This is a genomic window from Streptomyces sp. NPDC050439 (assembly GCF_040655335.1).
Taxonomy (GTDB): domain Bacteria; phylum Actinomycetota; class Actinomycetes; order Streptomycetales; family Streptomycetaceae; genus Streptomyces.
This window is the reverse complement of the sequence record NZ_JBFAJT010000001.1, coordinates 1-17,736: the sequence shown is the minus strand read 5'-3', so window position 1 is coordinate 17,736 and position 17,736 is coordinate 1. Positions and strand designations below refer to the sequence as shown.

Here is a 17,736-nt window from a genome sequence, read left to right as displayed (position 1 = left end):
CAGAGGGGAGTGTCGAGCCGGTGACCGAACCCGGGTGCGGGGCGCATGTCGGATGCCGCGCCATTGGTTCGCCGCTGGTCGTCAGCCCTCTCGCACCAGATGCGTGGGCATCGCGAAGTCCTCCGCGTGGATCTATCGGATCTCCCTCCCTCTTGGATCCTCGGTCCTTGGCAGTGCCGATCCAGGAGTTGCCAAGGACGGCCAGCACGCCCGCCATCTCAACGTGGTGGAGGGCGTACCACCGCTGCGCACCGCCCACCGCGATCTTCATGCCGGCTTCGAGGGCGGCGATCTCCCAGGGGCCGCCGCGCGAGGAGAGGGCCAGCTCGTAGGCCAGGGGCCAGGGGGCAGCGGCCGGACACGTCGCGGGCCTCGATCCTCACCCACACATGCACCCGGGAGCCGTCCCGCGGCACCTTCTCGCCGGTCGCGCTCTCTTCCCGCGCGGCCAGATCCTGCACATCCACGGAGTCGGCGGCCGCGGGGGAGACGGCCAACAGTTTCACGCCCGGCGTGAGAATTCTGCTGACCTCACCGCGTCCGGCCAGATACGCGGCCAAGAACTCACCCGTCGTCGTTAACGGCCTCTCCTCAACGCTGACCTTGTAAGCGGACTCCGGCAACGGGGGTGGAGGTCCGGAGCGGCGACCAGGGCGGGTGCCGCGGTCACGACGAACGAGCCGCCGCCCGCAGGGGTGATCGCAGGTATGGCGAAGTAACGCACCGCATCCGCGTACGGCACGGCCGCCGTCACCCACCACTGCCCGCCCTTAACCGGCGTGCCGCGCGTCGGCGTCACCCGCCGGGGTGCGAGCGCATCCTCCGTCTGTGAGGGCAGCATGATGTCGGTGGCCAATGACCGCGCACGACGCGTCGCCGTGCTGCTCGCCTCGTAGCTGCGGCGCAGCAGCGCATCGACGAACTCGGCGACGTAGCACGAGGGAGCGGCCACCGACGTCGACTGCTCGCTGCGCTCCTTCTAGAAGCTCGGGGAGACCGTGGGGTGAGGGCCGCGCGGCGGCGACGGCCAGGGCGGGCGGTCCGTCCATCAGGTCCCAGACGCCGGCGCGGCTCAGCTGGATTCGCGCCGCATCTGGGTCAGCGCGACACCGGCCGCCCCCTCGGCGGGTTCTTCACATCAGTGGGGGCGGAGCGGATCGCAGCATGGGGCATCTCCCGGTAGAGCTCGTGGGCTGCCGCTTTGAGGAAACCCGCCGCCCCGACCAGACCGTCGACCACACCCCCCGACCACGGTGACGAACAGGTCACGAATCGCGTGGTCGGGGGTGGTCGGCTCGACCATCCCCGACCACGGACCCCGACCACCGCCGCGGGGGGCCCGCCGGGCGAGTGGGTCCGGGGACACGCGGACCGTGTGTGGGGTGCCTGCCGGCTCTACCGGCAGGCACCCGCACCGACCGGGTGCGACTGCCGCGACTTGCGCACTCACCGATGCCGCAGTTTGCGGAACCGCGGTGCGGTCATGCCACGTGCTCAACGTGTTGATGTGCGTGGTCGGGGTTGCCGGCCGGGTGGTCGGGGTGGTGGTGCGGACGGTGGTCGGTATCTACCACCGGCGCGCCTCACATGGGGCGCTGCCCACCCTTCCTCGTGTCGCCGTAGAGGAGCGGGTGCGGCGCCTGGCCTTTGCGGCTGGTGCTGGCCGATGTGCTGACCTGGGTGGTCGGGGCTGACGGCCACGTGGTCGGGTGGGCCCGAGGATGGTGGTCGGTATCTACCACCCCTCCAGGTCGCCTTCGGTATCTTCCCTCCCAGGCCACCTCCGGCGCGGGCAGCGGGTAGTGGCGATCGGGGTCGACGGATGCGCGCGCAGCGGCCCCAGGGTGGGGCGCCGGCATCGGTCATCGCGCGTTGGCCGCTCGTCGCTCGCGTATCGTCCGTTGCTCATCGCCATCGCTTCGCAACGTCCGTTGCTCGTCGCCGTCGCCGTCGCCGTCGTCCGCCGCTCGTGCGTCGGCCGACGGCCATCGCCGTGGCGGTCACTCCAAGGCAGAGGGCGATGGGGGCGCCGTGATGGGTAGGCGCTGTCGGCTACGCATTGTGCGGTGGACGGAGGCAGATGTGCCTTGGGTGGTCGCTGTGTGTGCAGTGTGCTGACCTGCGTGGTCGGGGCTGAGGATCCTGCTGGGCAGGGGTGGCGTTATGGGCGGTGGTCGGGAGCTACCACCGCCCCGGTCGGCTTGGTCGGGAGCGGGCCGCCGGATCTGCGCCGACGGATCGGGGTGCGCACCAGACCTCGTCAACGATGCCCGCGCAAGGCCATCGGGATGGGCGGGCGGTCATCGGTCACCGCCCAGGTCGCCCGTCGCTCATCGCCCAAGTCGCCGGTTGCTCACCGTTCATCGCTCATCGGTCACGTCTGGCCCTCGCCGTCACCGTTGCTCATCGCCATCGCCATCGCCATCGCCATCGCCATCGATGGCGATGAGCAACGGCGATGAGCAACGGCGACGGCGAGGGCGCGTAGATCGGTCGACAACGGGTGCTGTTTGCCCTGTCGTTGAGCGAGTTTGTGGCTTCCGCTGCCGGGGGTGGTCGGTGGTCGGGCCGACCACCGTGGCCGGGCGTGTTGTGACCTCTTCGTTGTTGGGGTCGGGGTCAGTGGTCGACAGTCTGGTCGGGTCTGGCGGGTTGCCTCCGAGCATGAACCCCGGGCACTCCCAGCTTCCCTCCAGCCCCTGGCATGCCGCAGTGGCTCCTCGTCTCGTACGCACCGGCGCCGTTCTGCCCGGAGTACGGCGGTGAACGGGTCCGGCGTGGGGATCAGGCGAGGTGAGATGGCGGGCGAGCGTTTCACGCAGATCGCCAACGCGCTGTTCCGGGATCCTCGGATCTCGTTCAAGGCCAAGGGGATCTTAGGGCTGCTCTCGACGCACCGCGACGGGTGGCGGATCACGCTGCCCGAGCTCGCCCGGTGCGGTCCAGAGGGACGCAGCGCGGTGCGCTCAGAACTCATCGAGCTGGAGGCGTTCGGCTACCTCATCCGCGAGGGGTGTGAGGACGGCACACTGGGCGAGGTCATCTACGCCCCTACTGACGTTCCGGCGCTTCGGTACGACTTGCGGGGTGAGGAGGCGCCCGCCGCGGCCGTCATCGCGCAAAGCCGCAGGTCGCAACCAGAGTCGGGTTTTCCTACGTTGGATTGTCCAACGTTGGCTGATCGCCCATCAAAGAACACCAGTCTTCAGAAGACCATCAACCAGAACACCAACTCCGTCCGTCCGTCCGTAACGCGCGCGAGCGCGCATTCGACGCGCCGCCGCCTCCCGAGCCGCCGCCATCCCGAGGCTGGGGTACAGGAGCTAACGCCCGCTGCGCACAGGCCCTTGAGGCCGTCGGAGGGTGAGCGGCTGCTGCGGGCGATCGGTGCCCGCCGGCCCGGACTGCTGCTGACCGGTCAGGCGCTGTCCGATCAGGGCCGCGTTGTGGGGGAGTGCTGGAGGCGACGGGCTGGACGGCCGGGCAACCGCGTCACGTCATCGCGGACCGGCCGTTGCCCGAGCCGATGCGTCACACGGCGGGCGCGATCGTCGCTGCCTGTCTGCGCGCCGCGAAGGCTACTGCTCCGCCCGATGACGCGGCCGCGCACCGGCCTGGAGCTGATCCGGCGGCTTCCTCAACGGGCGCCGCGGAGCGGTCGGTTGCCGATGTGCTCGCCCGCCGGCTGCTGGCCGAGTGCGCCGGCTGCGGCAGCCCCTCCCGTGCCGCAGGACAGGACCTGTGCCCGGCCTGCCTCGACTGGCCATTGTGCAGCGCGTGCACCGGACCCACATCGCGCCGCGCCGACCCCGCCGGCGACGGCCGCTGCACCTCGTGCTCTGACTGACCCGGCACCCTACCGCGCAAGCCCCTTGCGCCCGCCACCGCCCACCGGATCGAGGAATCGATGACTGCCCGACCCCGCCCCGGGTCATGTCCCGCCGAGTGGTGTAGTCATGGCAGCTGTTTCGATTCCGGTTGTGGCGTGATCTCCGGTTCGGAAGGGGCTGGGCGCATGTGGAGCGCGCGTTCGCCCACCTGCACTGGTTTCGCCGTCTGCGGATCCGCTGGGAGATCCGTGACGACATCCACGAAGCCTTCCTCACCCTTGGATGCGCCCTCATCTGCTGGCGGCGCCTGCGCTCACTCTGAGGAGGATTGGAGGGTGGCGGTGCATGTGGCTTCCTGGGCGGCCATGACCTCATCGCCATGCTCGAAGGCCCATGCTCCGAAAGCGTCGATGGGGGCCAGCAAAGTCTTCCCCAGTTCGGTGAGTTGGTACTCGACCCGCGCTACTGCCCCTGGGTGGGCCTGCCGGTCCACGAGTCCGTTGAACTGCAGGCGCCGCAGCGTCTCGGTGAGGACCTTGGAGCTGATACCCCCGATCTGCTCGCGTAGATCGACTGGGCGCTTGGGACCGTCACGCAGTGCCCAGAGCACCACGGCGTTCCAGGTGTTGGAGAGAAGGTCGAAGGCGAGGCGGGCACGGCAGTCGGCGAGTAAAGCGTCGGTCGTCATGTACCAAATGGTGCCTGACAGGCCCTCTAGCGTCGTTGTGAACAGTCCAAGCAGGTCCTGGGAGGGAATGCGTGATGAGAATCGGCGTACTGGGCACGGGCAACATGGCGGACGCGCTCGCCACCCACTGGGTGCGGGCCGGGCACGAAGTGGCCATCGGAGGCCGGGATGCACACAAGGCGGAGCGGCTCGCCACGCGCCTCGGGGGCAGCGCGAAGCCTGCCAGTCTGCGTGCGGCGGCCACCTTCGGCCAGGTGGTACTGGCCGCACTGCCCTTCGGCGAGGGGGCGGACGTGGCAGGGGAACTGCGGGCGGTCCTGGACGGCAAGGTGCTGATCGACTGTTCCAATCCGGTGGGGCCGGGCTTCCGGCTGCTGACACAGGACGGACCCTCGGCCGCGCAGCAACTGGCCGCGTCCGCACCGGAAGCTCACGTGATCAAGGCGTTCAACCTCTGCCACGAGGACGTGTGGCGCATGTCGCCGCCCATCTTCGACGGGCGGCGACTGGCCGTTCCGGTCTGCGGAGACAGCGAGACAGCACTGGCCTGTGTATGCGCGTTGGTGCGGGATGTCGGCTGCGAGCCCGTGGCCGGCGGCGGTCTCGAACGAGCGGGACTCCTTGAGGCGACCGCCACGCTCTTCATCGGGCTATGGGTGGGCGAGGGAGCCGATGCCCAAGCGATCGCACCTCCATTGGCGTATGCGGCCGGACCGAGGAACAAGGAAGCAGAAGGCGCCGAGAGGGCTATTTGTTAGGAGTTCTTAGCGCATAGCTGAAAGGCCCGCCGTCCGTACCAGGCGGCGGGCCTTCCGGGACAGGTCAGGATTGTGCTCGCCGGGATCCGTCTGCGGCCATGGCCTGCCAGGTTTTCCGGCCGTTCAGCATGTCACGGCGCAGCTCATCGGGTGCCGCCGAGGAGGTCGTCGAGGAGGCTGCCGAGGCCGAGAATGTCGCGGTTGCCGAGGTTGAGGCCGCGGTCGCCGAGGACGTTGTTGAGCGAGCAGGTCAGCGCCTGGAAGGTCTCCGTGGGGCACTCTGCCTCCTCTGCCTCCTCTGCCTCCTCTGCCTCGTCGGCCTCCTCTGCCTCGTCGTCGGTCGGCTGGAGGAGGGTGGTCAGGGCGGCAGGGTCGGATTCAGCGGCCTGGGCGGGAGCTGCCAGGGCGGCGCCGCCCATGGTCAAGAGGGCGGTTGCTCCGATGACGGCGGCGGAGCGGCGGATGGGGCGCATAAAAGTGCCTTCCTGGGGTGTGGGTGAGGACTTGGGGGCGGCAGGAGTGCCGGCTCCCAGGGCTTAACTCCCATGAAGACTTCGGGTGATCTTGCTGGGGGCAGAACCACCCGGGCGTCGCCTACTGACCTCTTCGGGGTGTTGTCGGGTGGTGGGTCAGTTGGAGTCCGGTGCCGGTGAGGCAGCCGTCGATCAGGTCGGGGCGGTGCTGGATGTGCCGCAGGCCGCGACGAAGGGTTCGTTCGAGGTGGTCGTCGTCGGTGATGGCGATGTTGGCCAGCGGGCCGCGCCGCAACAGCGACCACACACCCTCCACCGGGTTCAGATCCGGCGCATAGGAGGGCAGTTGCACGATGGTGAGCCAGTCATGTTCCTGTGCGTACTGACGCATCCCGGCAGCCAGGTGGGTGTTCAAATTGTCCCAGATGAGGACGATGGGGGCCTTGAGCTGGATGTGGGCACACACGATCAGGTCACGGTAATCGGTCCAGGCGAAGCTGTTACGGCCTGTTCCGCGGTGCTTGCGGTGCCGTCGCGGCCGGTAGATCAGCCGGGAGGGTTCGCCCGGCCGGTAGCAGCACAGGGCGGCGATCGAGTAGCGGCGCCAGGACCGGCTGCGCACCCGCACCACCGGCGTCTGCCCGCGCCGTCCCCAGGTGCGGGCCCGCGACGCGGTCATCCCAAAGCCCGCCTCGTCCTCAAAGACGAGGAAGGCACCCTGCGCCGCCGCGGTCATTCCGCCTGCGGCCACACGCCCTTCTTCCACAGATGAACCGCGTGTTCGTCGCGTTCGATGGCCCGGCGGGCGGGTGACTGCCAGGACCAGCCGTGCCGGTGCAGCAGCCGCCATACCGCCGCCGGCGAAACCTCCAGGCCGAACTGTCGAAGGATCAGTTCCCGGATCCGGGCCAGGGACCAGCGCTAGTCCTCCCAGCCGTGCACGGCCGGCCCCCGGGCCAGTTCCTTTTCCAGTTCGGCGAACCGGTCATCATCCAGCTTGGGCAGTTTCGGCGGTCCCGCCGAGGCCAGCGCGGCCCTCCCGCCCTCGCGCCAGGCCCGCCGCCAGCGCTCCACCGACCGCTCACTCACCCGCAGTTGTTTCGCGATCGCCGCGTTCTTCTCACCACGCGCGAACCGCTTACCGGCCTCGAACCGGATCTGTTCCCGAAAGCTTCGTCGCTCGGCGGTCAGCCCGCCGCCCTGTGCGTACCGCATACCACCGGCCTACCGCGAGGATCACCACCCGTCACCCCCTCCGACAACATCCCGAAGAGGTCAGTAAGTGGGCCAAGCCGATAAGCGGCCGATGCCCGCGAGCGCAGCGGACGGACCTCCGCGGGGCGGTCAGAACCCCGGGGCGGTCAGAACCCGTCGCTGAACCTACGGTCAGGTTCAGTGATCAATGTCCTGCAGAGGGGGGAGGTCCAGGCAGCACGCTGCAGAAGGCCGTTTCGGAGCGCAAGAGTTCACCCATCCTTTCTACGTGGATGGAAAAGGCGCTTCGATATCTCGGCTGTATCGCCGAGGGCAGCTTTCTGGGTGTTCGCGGCCCTCAATGCTCTCATCAGCCTGACTCTGAAGATGATCGCCGACCTCGGTGGGGATCGGTCTCATTCCCTACTACATGTTCAGTTTCGCGTTCATCATTCCCTCACTCGCGGTCGCGGTGCGGCGGCTGCGAGAGAGGGAACTCACCGTGTTTGCTTTCTTACTTATCCTTCCCTCATCGGCACCGTGATCCTGATCATCCTGTGGCTGCAGAAGAGCCAAGGATCCACCTGCGCCCCTCAAGATTGCTTGGCCTAAAGTGGCGGGCTAATGAATCAACTCTGGTCAGGGGCGTTCGGCAGCTGGTGGGGAGTCGCAAGCGGCTCCTGGACGAGGGCGGGAAAGTGCCGCGCCTCTTCCCCTTGCCCTGCCTGGTTCGCGGTGGACTGTCTAGGCCCGGGGGCTATTCGATGACTGTGATCAGTGTGGCTGCGGCGTCGTTGCTGCGGGTGGGATGGATGGGCTGTGGGGATCGGAGTACGGGGGCGTCCGCCGGTGAGGAGGCTCCGGGTTTCTTTGGTCGGGGGTGAGCCGGGCAGGATGAACTGGACGTAGTGCGGAAAAGCCGGGTGGCGGGCTTGAGTCGTGTTCCGGTGACGTCCTTGGCCCGTAGGCGGAACTCCCGTGCCGTCTTGTCGACTTCCTTTTTTGTGATGGTGATCCATACACCGTCGAAGCTGATGGATCCCTGTGCGCCTTGACGTGCATGTAGCCTCCTGAGTCTGCTCGCAGGGGCTATGCCAGCACCGTTGAAGAGCACCAACAAGGGGGCGGGGAATCGACGCGGGGCAGGGGGTATCGGACGTGGCCTGGTATCGAGGGCTGTCGGGCCCCCGGGGGACGAGTGTGGCTGAGTGCTTGGGCCTTGCTGCGCGTGAGGGACTGCCCGCCAAGCCAGGCGCCGATGGTTTCGCGCGGTGCGCATCCGGTGGTCGGCATCGTGGTATCCAAACTGCATGAGACGTGTCGTCGCAGCATCAGCCGCCTGTGTCGTTGCCGTGTTGATCGGTGGCTGTTCGGGGCCGCCATCGGTCTGCGCGGCGGAGAACAGGCCTGCCTCACCCGATGTCGAGGGGACGCGGCTTGCGGTGGAGATATCGCCGCGGACCGTGCCCCCGGGCCATTACCTCACCGACGAGCAGATCGAGGCTGCCCTGCCACCGAAAAAGTTGCGCCCCTCGCTGATGGAGCAGGTGATGCGCCGTCTGATGCGTGACACGGTACGCATGGCCGGGGCTGTCGGAGACGTCCGCCCCGGCACGTGCGAGACAGTCGGTTCCGACCGAGGCGAGAAGAGGTCGCAGCGCTGCCTGGTGTCGTACGAGGGAATCGATGTGGTGTGGAACGTCCGGTTCACGAAGATCGACGGGGGCCTGTGGACCACCGCCGAGTACCGGGCCGAACCGGTTACCGGAGTGCTCACGGCACGCAAAGTCTACGAGACGGCCGGCTGGCACTACGACAAGCTGAGCCCGCAGCGATGTGATCGGATGCCCAGGCTCATCCGCGTCGAGAGGGTCGGGGAGCCCACCCGCTACCAGTGTCAGTCACGGATTCACGAGTGCATCGACGACAAGGGATGGCGCTTTCGGTGGGTGAACAGCTTCGTATCGGTCGACGAGGACGGGAACGTGGATTACGTGGCCCAGAAGTCGGAGTGACACCTTGTCACCACGCCGCGCGACCCGACTGCTGAGCACCCACCCCCGACCACCTCGACGGCGAGCGAAAGCTACTGCTCGGCTAACTGGCCAGTGGCTGCCACAGATGCCGGCCCTCGAGGCCCGGATCCGCAGCTGTGCCGGCCTGCTCGACCTTGCACAGGTCAACGATCAGCCCCTGACCGACTGAATCACCAGAACTCGCGCAGCCGAACTGCTTCCTGCGCTCCTTCGGCGCGCCGGACACGCTGTCCGTCGCCGGTGCATCCCGCTCAACTGACCACAGGACCACGCCGGTCACCAGCTACGAAAATCTAGGACGATCCTGGGGGACTGCAGACTCAAGGCCAACGGTGTTCATCACGCAATGCTCGGCATCGCCCGCCTTCATAACTTGGCTTTCACGGGATAACGCCCACCCCATACGGGACACCCTTTAGAGACACGGCATGACTCTGCTGGTGATGTTGAGTAGCTCATGCGGTGGTTGAGCACAGAGTGCGGAAGTGTGTGGCCCGGCGTCGTGTTCTGGGTGCGGTGTCGATCCAGTCGGCGAGGCGGTCGACGTTGCAGGCCATCGCGGTGAGGACGTGCTGGACGTGGGCGCGGGCCAGGCCGCGGTACTTGCTGGCCCGGGACGCGAAGTACATCCAGCCCGCGCCGGCCCCGGCCTGACTGAGCTGGTTCTGCCCGACCCTCCCCTTCCACCGCCGCTCCCCGAACTCCAGTTACCCTGACACCGGTAGCGGACACCCGGTGGCCGCTACCGGTGCCACAGTGGGGCCATGGCGAACACCTCACACCGGGCCCTGCAGCTGTTGTCCCTGCTGGGATCAGGACGGCAGTGGACAGCGCGCGAGCTCGCCACCCGGCTGGAGACCAGCGCACGCACCATCCGCCGCGACATCGAAACCCTGCGCGCGCTCGACTACCCAATCACCGCCCTGCACGGCCCCGACGGCGGCTACCGCCTGGGATCCGATGACACCCTGCCGCCCCTGCAGTTCGACCACGACCAGGCCCTCGCCCTCGCTGTGGCCCTGCAGACCGCGCCCAGCACCCTGTTTGGCCTCGGCGACGACGCGGCACGTGCCCTGACCGCCCTGCACCAGGTCATGCCCCCCGCACTACGGGCCCTCATGGAATCGATGCGCCTGACCCGCCTGCACAATTACTGGGAATTTTCCGCGCCCCCTGCCGACCCGGCCGCCCTGACCGCTGTCGGCACCGCGATCCGTCACCATCACCTCCTCATCACCCACACACTGCGCCCCGACCACACCCTTCCCAAGCCCTCTGACCCCGACTACCGGCCCGCCCACCGCATCGAGCCCCACCACCTCATCGTCTGGGCCGCCCGCTGGTATCTGGTCGCCTACGACCTCACCGACCACGCATGGACCGTGCGCCGCGTCGATCGACTACACCCCCGCCCTACCCGGGAGCACTTCACTGCCCGCGCCCTACCCCACCCCGACCTCGCCCACTTCGTGATGAGCACTCACGACCGCGGCGACACCCTGGCCGCCTGGCCGTGCACCGGCTCCGCCCAACTCAACCTGCCCGCTCACGTCGTGGCCCGCTGGGCACCAGGCGGCTCCGTCGTGGAACATCTCGACACCGAGCACTGCCGCCTCACGCTCGGCGCCTGGTCTTGGGCCGGCATCGCCGGCATCCTCGCCACCTTCGACACCCACCTCGCCGACCTGCACCCACCCCAACTCCTTGACGCATGCCGCCGCCTCACCCACCGATGGGCCACCCTTACCGACACCAAGCACCTCGACCCCTCCCACACATGAGGTGCACCAGCGATCCACGGCCCCGCAGATGAAGCAGCCCAAGCCCCCGGGCGCCGCGCTCGAAATGGCGCAGCCCTGCCTCCTGGCCGCCATGCAGGTCAGGAATGTTCGCCTGCCCCCGCCGCCCGTGGCGGCGCACGCGCACACGCTCCTCTAAACGTCTGCCAGAAGGTGAGCACCAGCTCAACCCGCCACCCGCGTGCATCACACAGGCCCCCGGTCTGATCGTCAATGTCCCCTGCGCGCTCCTCTGTCCGGAACACGGCCCGCCAACCCCGCGCCTGCTCCGTTCGATTTCCCCACCGTCACACAGCCGAAAATCTATGTCGGCCAGAGTAGACATTGGGTGGCGGTGTGGTTATGGTTTCTCTCGTAACGGAGATCGAGCAGGGCCCGGCAGGGATGAACTGCCGGGCAGCAGTCCAGCAAGTGCAGGTGCAGGACGGTGCGGTGGTGGAGTTTCGAAGCCAGAGCGGTTGCAGGACGGCGACGGGGCTGACGACCGGACCGGGTGGCCCGCAGTGATCAGGGGCTGCCGTGAGCAGTACCGCAGGTAAGTGCAGTTCGCAGGACCGCAGTGAAGTCAGTGGGCAGTACCTCGGTGAAGGCGTCGGCTGCGGGCGCGCGTGCCGGGACGTTCGGCAGTGGGGTTCTAAGCCAGGGCTGATGCAGGAGAGGCGACGGGGCTGGCTGTCGAAGAGTGGCGCTATGAAAGGCCACCAGCAGTACGCAGTACCAGCGATATGCAGTTCCCTTTCGGTAAGAGGAATTGGTTCAGAGGGAAAGAACGGAGGAGCCAGGCGCCATCAGGATCGCCCGGGCGGAAGTCTTGGGCCCGGGTACCGCAGGACATCGATAGTGAGGTGGTCTCCGGTCAAGCAACCGCGATCCCCGCAACCCCGACGCCACTCAGGTCGGGTCAGCGGAAACAGAAGGCCGGCGCAGGACTAGGGTCGGCAGATGGTGTAGCAGTTCCTTCGGGGCCCGGGTGCAGACATAGCACCCGGGCCCCTCCACGCGTTCCACGCAGGATCGTCAGGGCGCTCAACGGCCACCAGATCACCGGTTCGATAGGGAGAGTTGGGGCGGCCGGCGACAACGCGGCCATGGACCTTCTTCAGCCTGCTGCAGAAGAACGTCCTCGACCGCCGGCAGTGGCCCACCCGTCGGGAACTGCGGATCGCGATCGTGACCTCAATCGAGAAGATCTACCACCGACGCCGCAGACAAGCCGCGCTCGGTCGGCTGACCCTCGTCGAATTCGAGACCGTCATGACCACACCGGCCCTCCGGACCGTATAACCACACCTGTCACCCACCCCTGCAGCAGACCCGGCGCCTGACATCCACGGCTGACATCCACAGTGTCGGACGCCAGCGGCGTAGCGCGGTCAGGGGCGGCGCCGCCAGCAGTCGTAGACCCTGCCCAAGAGAACTTCCATGGCGCAGGTGGAGAGTGTCCGGTGCGGGGCTGATCACGCGACGGCCCCCCTCTGGAGGGCCGGGCCGCGGTCTGTCGACGCGGGCCCCATCCCGGCACTCCTCTGTCGTGGCCGTGGTGGTCTGCCGGGCTCCCGTGATTGCTGCTGAGGAAACCAGCGAGGCTTGAGCAGAGTGCCGACCAGGAGACCGCGACCAGGGGCCGGGCATCGCCATGCCTGAGTAGTAGGGCTGTGGTCGGGGTGGGGCGGCGTAGGTCGGTTCGTCGGTGCCCTGGGCCGTGGTGGGCGCGGCCGGCGCTCGGTGCGGGACGGGCGCCGGGAGTGGTGCGGCGTTGAGCGGACCGAGGCTGCTGTGCCGGCTGTGTGGGTGGGGTGGTGAGCCGTGCGGTGCCGGTCATCAGGTGGGCGCCCGGCCCGGCCCGCCAGGGGCGTTCACGCGTGGCGGCGATCGTGTTCTGGACCGGCGCCGGTCTGACGCTCTTAGGGAGCCGAGAGCTTCGGCCTGTCCTGGACTCCACTACGGGCGCAGGCAAAGAAGACCAGCTGGGCATCGCGCCGTACTTCAGCGACGGGTATGTCGGCATCCTCCTCACGGACTCCGACCACACGGTGACGGCCTACCGTGCCGAGAACTGACCGGCGCCCCGCCCCGCGGGCACGCTGGCGGGGACGGCACCAAGGAGCTGATCGCCGTGAACGACGGCTACCGGGAATCGGCCGACGAGGACAGGGGCACGCGTCCCGCGCCGCTGACAGTCGCGGAGCTGGGATAGCCAGGTGCGTAGCATCGTCTCGGCGACGGCGAAGTAGAGTTCCCCGCCGTGGAGATGGGCGAGCGGCAGGAGACAGATCTCCATCCCGGTGACGATGCCGAAGTTGTCGCGACCGCCGAGCGGCGCACCAAATAGCTCGGGCTCCTCGGGGGGTGAGACCGCACGCGGAGCGGGCCTCGTTCGCCGAGGATCTCGGCCCGGGCCGAGATCCTTGGGCAACTGCAGCAGCTCACACCTCCCCGGGCACCGGCGGCACGATGCAGCGTGGGGCACCCAGTGACCCGGCACCGCCACATCACCGAAAGCAGGCTCCCGGTGGCGTGCGGCTGACCCTTTGGGTGCTGACCACTGCGGGGCGGAATAGCCACCACCGCCGCACCTGTTGACCTTCGCATGTGGAACAGCGAACAGCTTGACCTGGACGCCTACCTGACCCGCCTCGGATACCAAGGCGACTTGGCGCCCACCCTCGAGACACTGCGGGCCCTACAGCGCGCGCATGTGCTGACCTTGGGGTGGGACACCCTCGACAGTTTCCTGTACCGCGAGGTCCGCCTTGACGTGCCGTCGGTCCAAGACAAGCTGGTGCGCAGAGGCCGGGGTGGCTATTGCTACGAGCACGTCGTGCTCTTCGCCGCCACATTGGAGAGGCTCGGGTTCCGCTTTTCCGCCGTTTCGGGCCGGGTGCAGCTCGGGGCGGATTCCAGCAGGCCCCGCCCGGCGACGCACGCGATGCTGATCGTTGAACTGGAAGGGACGCGGTGGCTGACCGACGTCGGCTTCGGCGCCAGTCCGTTGGAGCCCATCGAGCTGGTCGACGGAGGCAGCAGCGACGGCGGGCCATGGCCGTATCTGCTGCGCCGACAGACCATCACTCACGGTTCGCCGGGATGGGCGATGCACCAACGCGGTGAGGGGCCGGAGGGGCCGGAAGGCTGGACCGTGCGACAGGTCTTCACCGAGAACCCGCAGTACGCCATCGACTATGCGGTGGGCAACCACTTCGTGGCCACGAACGACCGCTCCCCGTTCGTCACGCGACCATACATTCAGCGGCTACGCTCGGATCGGCACGACGCGCTCGACGCGTTGGTATGGACGACGGAGCGCCCAGGGCGCGCCCCGGTGACTGAAGAGGTCCGGCCGCCGGTGGTGCCTGAGTTGCTCAACGATGTCTTCGACATCCGCGTCGATCCGCAGGAGGCCAGCCTGCTGGTGGCCCGTCTGACGGATCTGGACGCTGCCCGCAAGCACGCCGCGTCGACCCCTCGCGCGGGCGTGATCGCTCGTGACGCGTGATCCATCGCCACTGACCCCTTTCAGCTGAGACGGATCAGGCAGGTCAGTGCGGTGGTGACCGACGTGCTGAGGGTCGAACCCGTGAAAGGTTTCTTGACGTCCCCGGGCCGGAGATGCGCCTGATGGTCGCAGGGCCCTCGGTAGCAGTGGCAGTTGGTGAACTGGCACTGCAACGACCACAGGACTCTGCAGTACGACCCTCCTCGGTCAGCACATGGGCGGCATCGTCGGCGATGCCGGGGAAATGCGTGCAGATGGAGTTGCGGCTGAGGGACGCCCCGGCCGCTAGAGCGGGCACTGGGCACGGCCGGACATCGCCTATCCGCCGGTTACCGATGTGGAGCCGGAGGCGCGGGCTGGTGGGGCGGAGGGAGGCGGAGAGCGAGCCCCTCGGGGCCCCGGCCGGGTCATCCGTGGCTCCGGGCTCCTTCCCGTCGGCCTTCCCGGCTCTGGATGTCGGCCGTCGCCGTTGGGTGGGACCTGACGTCAGGTGGGCCGGGTGTGGTGTGGCTGTTCGCGGATTCGCGCTGTCCCCGACAGGCAGGTGAGTGGCGGCGTCGCAGCCGCTGGAGCCGACCGGGACGGTTACGAGTGATCGAAGGGGGCGGGGGAGTGGCCTTCCCAAATGTGGCGGGATGCCTGTTCGGGGTAGGGCAGAGTTTTCGACTCGACGTCCAGGACGCGGGTGAGGTGCCCGTCGGCCCGGTGGGCGGACCAGCCCGCGTCGCCTGTGGTGACGAAGCGAACCCATGCCTCCCGGAGTTCGCCGGAGAGCGCGACGGCCTGGGGAGGAGGCTCCTCACCGATGAGCTGGGTGCCGACAGGGCTGTCCAGCGTGCCGAAGGCCAGGGGCACGTCGAGGCTGTGGCAGGCGCCCAGGATGCCGCCGAGGGCCGGGGTAACCCAGCACAGTTCGAACAGGTACGAGGTGCCGCCAGCTGCGGCGTTCGCCTCGGCCAGCTTCTGTGACGGCATGCGAAAGAGGGCGTCGGAGTACACCGTCTCCACCAGCTCCTCCGGGCCTGCCTGCGGGAACGCGGCACGGTAGGCCCGCGCGCCGTCCGGTTGCGGGGCGTGCAGTTCCAGGGCTGCGTGAGCGTCCTCCTCGGTGAAGGTGCCGTACCGTCCGCTCATGACGCTGAAGTACCGGAACTCGTCGCGGGTGTGGCCGACGAGCAGTTCGGTCCCGCTCGCGCGCGCGCCGGTCAGCGCGGGCCAGGGGGTTTCCGGGAGGACGTCGCCGTCGACCACGGGGCACAGCGCGGTGCCGGTCTCCGTGAGACGTCCCCAGCTCTCCCGGTGCGCGTGCAGGCCGGCGTTGAAGGAGGTGAGCTCGGCGGCCAGGCGCCATGGGTCGATGTCGCGCATGGCCTCCGCGGTGGGGGCCGCCGCGCCGAGCCGGTCCGCGAACGCGGCGGTGACCTGCCGTGCCAGCGCGGGGGTGCTGTGCAGCCCCGGCACCGAATGGGCGATGGCCCGCCGGAACAGGCCGCGCGCGGACTTCATCGTCAGCAGGGCGGCGACCGAGCCCGCCCCGGCGGACGTCCCGCCCACGGTGACCCGGCCGGGGTCGCCTCCGAAGGCGGCGATGTTGCGCTGTACCCACTCCAGCGCCGCGATCTGGTCGAGGAATCCCCGGTTGGGCGGCACGTCGTCGAGGAACGCGAATCCCTCCGCGCCCACGCGGCAGTTGATGGTCACCACGACGACTCCCGCCTCGGTCAGCGCTGCCGGGTCGTACATCGGGTCGCTTGACGCCGCCGAGAGGTAGCCGCCCACGGGGATCCACACCAGCACCGGCAGTCCCGCCGCGCCGGGATCCGGAGTGCCGACGTTGAGCGTCAGCCAGTCGGTGCCCTGCGGGGGCACGTCGATCGGCAGGGACAGGGGAACCACGGGGCCGAACTCGACCGCCTGCCTCGTCCCCTCCCAGCGGTGCGGCGGCGCGGGCGCGGCGAAGCGGAGCGCTCCGACCGGGGGCTGGGCGTAGGGGATGCCGCGGAACACCGCGTGCCCCTGCCGCCGGCGCCCCTGCACCACACCTTCCGTGGTCCGTACCTTTGGCTGCTCGAACATGACGCTTCCTTCCCCCGAGTGGAACCCAGGATTATGGGTCAGATGTATTATGTCGACTGTATTGAAACAGTGACAGTCCTCGGGTACGAGTGAAGGCCGGCGATGCCCAAACAGGTGGATCACCGCGGACGCCGCGAAGCGATCGCCCGCGCACTGTGGCGGGTGGTGGAGCAGCGCGGCGTCACACAGCTGACGATGCGCGTGGTGGCGCAGGAGGCGGGCATGTCACTCGGGCAGCTGCAGCACTACTTCGCCTCCCGGACCGCCATGCTCTCTTTCGCCATGGAATTCGCCTCCGAGCAGACCTCGGTGCGCGTAGAGCAGGGGCTCGAAAAGCTTGGTGACCGTCCGCACCCCCGTGACGTGCTGCGACTGACGCTCGCGGAAATGCTCCCCCTGCATGCCGACGCCCGCGCGACAAGCCGGATGAGCGCCGCCTACGTCCTGGAGGCGCTGCACGACCAGGCCGTGCACGAGCAGGCGCGCAACGGCCTCGTCCAAGGGCGGGCCCTCGTCGAGCAGTTGGTCCGTCAGGCGATCGCCGACGGGCACATCGACTCCGGCCGCGACCCGGCGACCGAGACCAACCTGCTTCTCGCCCTCACCGGCTTCACCTCCTTGATCGAACTCGACGTGATCGAGCCCCGGGACGCGCTCGCTGCGATCGACGTGCATCTGGGCCGGCTGTTCAGAAGCGCCATCGCTCGGGCATCTTTTCCGCCCGCCGGCTGACCTCCGGTGCGGTGGCCCGGACACCGTCGACCGGGTGGCGACCGGGGGTGAGGCGGTCTGGGTCACTGTCTGGGGCCGGGCGGTCGAACGACGCCTCAGCATGTTCGCCGCGACCGCCGCCAATGACGCAAGCCACGGCGCCATGCTGCCCGGCTACCTGGCCCAACGCACCCGCGTTTCCCTCGACCAAAGACATAGGGGCACCCCCCGCGTTCAGGCTTCGACGTCTGGCCCGATGACGGCGACCAGGTTGATGCGCCCGGCTTCGTCGCTGATGAGCAGGACGGTGATGGCGCCGGGGAGGGTGGTTTGCCGCATCCGCACGGGTCCTTCGACGTCGAGGCCGTAGGGCTGGGTGTCGGCGTCGGGGTCTGCTTCGAGGCGCGGGAGGAGGTTGAAGAATGCGAACTGGGCTTCGTGGGGCAGTGAGGAGATGAGGTCAAGGGCGAGCGGGTCGCGCTCGAAGTGCCAGCTCACGCCGCGCTGTGTCCTTGGTGTTGCCGCATGCTCTGCTCCCACTGGCCCCAGGCTGCCCGCGATTCGGGTGTTTCACGGTACCGGGGCGGCAACTGCCCGTTGTGGGTTTTGGCGTACTCGAGGAGTGCTTCCGCTTCGGGCCGGGCCGCTTCGTGGCGTTCGGCGAGGCGGGCCCAC

The 17,736-nt window shown here is 68.5% G+C and carries 18 protein-coding genes and 3 pseudogenes; 10 read left to right on the top strand and 11 right to left on the bottom strand.

The window, feature by feature from the left end; genetic code table 11:
- Positions 1 to 577: 577 nt before the first annotated feature.
- On the bottom strand, positions 578 to 952 hold the full coding sequence (locus AB0I66_RS00105) for a hypothetical protein (RefSeq protein WP_363205376.1): 375 nt from the start codon (positions 950 to 952) through the stop codon (positions 578 to 580).
- Between the two features lie 3,065 nt (positions 953 to 4,017).
- Between AB0I66_RS00105 and AB0I66_RS00100 the strand changes: the two are divergent.
- Positions 4,018 to 4,152 (top strand): annotated as a pseudogene (locus tag AB0I66_RS00100) (IS5/IS1182 family transposase); the annotation flags it as partial.
- On the opposite strand, the gene AB0I66_RS00095 reads toward AB0I66_RS00100, so the two are convergent.
- Entirely contained in the window at positions 4,144 to 4,518 is a 375-nt protein-coding gene (locus AB0I66_RS00095; protein WP_363205375.1) for a helix-turn-helix domain-containing protein, read from the bottom strand. The pseudogene AB0I66_RS00100 and the gene AB0I66_RS00095 overlap by 9 nt on opposite strands.
- Before the next feature lie 74 nt (positions 4,519 to 4,592).
- Between AB0I66_RS00095 and AB0I66_RS00090 the strand changes: the two genes are divergently transcribed.
- Positions 4,593 to 5,276, top strand: coding sequence for an NAD(P)-binding domain-containing protein (locus AB0I66_RS00090; RefSeq protein WP_363205374.1), 684 nt, complete (start codon positions 4,593 to 4,595; stop codon positions 5,274 to 5,276).
- Between the two features lie 143 nt (positions 5,277 to 5,419).
- Here AB0I66_RS00090 and AB0I66_RS00085 read toward each other — a convergent pair whose 3' ends face one another.
- The 4 genes from AB0I66_RS00085 to AB0I66_RS00070 form a co-directional block, all read right to left on the bottom strand.
- On the bottom strand, positions 5,420 to 5,749 hold the full coding sequence (locus tag AB0I66_RS00085; RefSeq protein ID WP_363205373.1) for a hypothetical protein: 330 nt from the start codon (positions 5,747 to 5,749) through the stop codon (positions 5,420 to 5,422).
- A gap of 121 nt (positions 5,750 to 5,870) precedes the next feature.
- A complete protein-coding gene (locus AB0I66_RS00080; RefSeq protein ID WP_363206630.1) occupies positions 5,871 to 6,428 on the bottom strand; it encodes a transposase in 558 nt (185 codons plus the stop codon).
- 53 nt (positions 6,429 to 6,481) lie between these two features.
- On the bottom strand, positions 6,482 to 6,622 hold the full coding sequence (locus AB0I66_RS00075; protein WP_363206629.1) for a winged helix-turn-helix domain-containing protein: 141 nt from the start codon (positions 6,620 to 6,622) through the stop codon (positions 6,482 to 6,484).
- Positions 6,623 to 6,670: 48 nt separating this feature from the next.
- Positions 6,671 to 6,964 (bottom strand): helix-turn-helix domain-containing protein, encoded by a 294-nt coding sequence (locus AB0I66_RS00070; RefSeq protein ID WP_363205372.1) that lies wholly within the window; start codon positions 6,962 to 6,964, stop codon positions 6,671 to 6,673.
- Positions 6,965 to 8,385: 1,421 nt separating this feature from the next.
- Here AB0I66_RS00070 and AB0I66_RS00065 point away from each other — a divergent pair.
- Positions 8,386 to 8,958, top strand: coding sequence for a hypothetical protein (locus AB0I66_RS00065; RefSeq protein ID WP_363205371.1), 573 nt, complete (start codon positions 8,386 to 8,388; stop codon positions 8,956 to 8,958).
- Positions 8,959 to 9,040: 82 nt separating this feature from the next.
- Here AB0I66_RS00065 and AB0I66_RS00060 read toward each other — a convergent pair whose 3' ends face one another.
- Positions 9,041 to 9,259, bottom strand: coding sequence for a hypothetical protein (locus AB0I66_RS00060; RefSeq protein WP_363205370.1), 219 nt, complete (start codon positions 9,257 to 9,259; stop codon positions 9,041 to 9,043).
- Between AB0I66_RS00060 and AB0I66_RS00055 the strand changes: the two are divergent.
- Positions 9,260 to 9,370, top strand: a pseudogene (locus AB0I66_RS00055) (IS5/IS1182 family transposase); the annotation flags it as partial.
- Positions 9,371 to 9,434: 64 nt separating this feature from the next.
- Here the strand turns inward: AB0I66_RS00055 and AB0I66_RS00050 are convergent.
- Positions 9,435 to 9,608 carry a hypothetical protein gene (locus tag AB0I66_RS00050; protein WP_363205369.1) on the bottom strand — a complete coding sequence of 58 codons (174 nt, stop codon included), beginning with the start codon at positions 9,606 to 9,608 and terminating at the stop codon, positions 9,435 to 9,437.
- Between the two features lie 135 nt (positions 9,609 to 9,743).
- On the opposite strand from AB0I66_RS00050, the gene AB0I66_RS00045 reads away from it, so the two are divergent.
- From AB0I66_RS00045 to AB0I66_RS00025, 5 genes and pseudogenes are all read left to right on the top strand, one after another.
- Positions 9,744 to 10,760, top strand: a complete 1,017-nt coding sequence (locus AB0I66_RS00045) for a WYL domain-containing protein (protein WP_363205368.1) — start codon at positions 9,744 to 9,746, stop codon at positions 10,758 to 10,760.
- 28 nt (positions 10,761 to 10,788) lie between these two features.
- Positions 10,789 to 10,917: a hypothetical protein gene (locus tag AB0I66_RS00040; RefSeq protein WP_363205367.1), complete on the top strand. Its 129-nt coding sequence runs from the start codon at positions 10,789 to 10,791 to the stop codon at positions 10,915 to 10,917.
- A gap of 868 nt (positions 10,918 to 11,785) precedes the next feature.
- A pseudogene (locus AB0I66_RS00035) lies at positions 11,786 to 12,062 on the top strand (IS3 family transposase); the annotation flags it as partial.
- Between the two features lie 515 nt (positions 12,063 to 12,577).
- A complete protein-coding gene (locus tag AB0I66_RS00030; RefSeq protein ID WP_363205366.1) occupies positions 12,578 to 12,838 on the top strand; it encodes a hypothetical protein in 261 nt (86 codons plus the stop codon).
- A gap of 530 nt (positions 12,839 to 13,368) precedes the next feature.
- Positions 13,369 to 14,274: an arylamine N-acetyltransferase gene (locus tag AB0I66_RS00025; protein WP_363205365.1), complete on the top strand. Its 906-nt coding sequence runs from the start codon at positions 13,369 to 13,371 to the stop codon at positions 14,272 to 14,274.
- Between the two features lie 585 nt (positions 14,275 to 14,859).
- Here the strand turns inward: AB0I66_RS00025 and AB0I66_RS00020 are convergent.
- Positions 14,860 to 16,350 (bottom strand): carboxylesterase family protein, encoded by a 1,491-nt coding sequence (locus AB0I66_RS00020; protein ID WP_363205364.1) that lies wholly within the window; start codon positions 16,348 to 16,350, stop codon positions 14,860 to 14,862.
- A 102-nt stretch (positions 16,351 to 16,452) separates the two neighbouring features.
- Here AB0I66_RS00020 and AB0I66_RS00015 point away from each other — a divergent pair, with 102 nt between their 5' ends.
- Positions 16,453 to 17,082, top strand: a complete 630-nt coding sequence (locus AB0I66_RS00015; protein WP_363205363.1) for a TetR family transcriptional regulator C-terminal domain-containing protein — start codon at positions 16,453 to 16,455, stop codon at positions 17,080 to 17,082.
- 213 nt (positions 17,083 to 17,295) lie between these two features.
- On the opposite strand, the gene AB0I66_RS00010 is transcribed toward AB0I66_RS00015, so the two are convergent.
- Together AB0I66_RS00010 and AB0I66_RS00005 are read right to left on the bottom strand one after the other, a co-directional pair.
- Positions 17,296 to 17,559 carry a hypothetical protein gene (locus tag AB0I66_RS00010; RefSeq protein ID WP_363205362.1) on the bottom strand — a complete coding sequence of 88 codons (264 nt, stop codon included), beginning with the start codon at positions 17,557 to 17,559 and terminating at the stop codon, positions 17,296 to 17,298.
- Positions 17,556 to 17,736, bottom strand: a 181-nt coding sequence (locus AB0I66_RS00005; RefSeq protein WP_363205361.1) for a hypothetical protein, incomplete at its 5' end; no start/stop codon positions are given. The genes AB0I66_RS00005 and AB0I66_RS00010, both read right to left, overlap by 4 nt.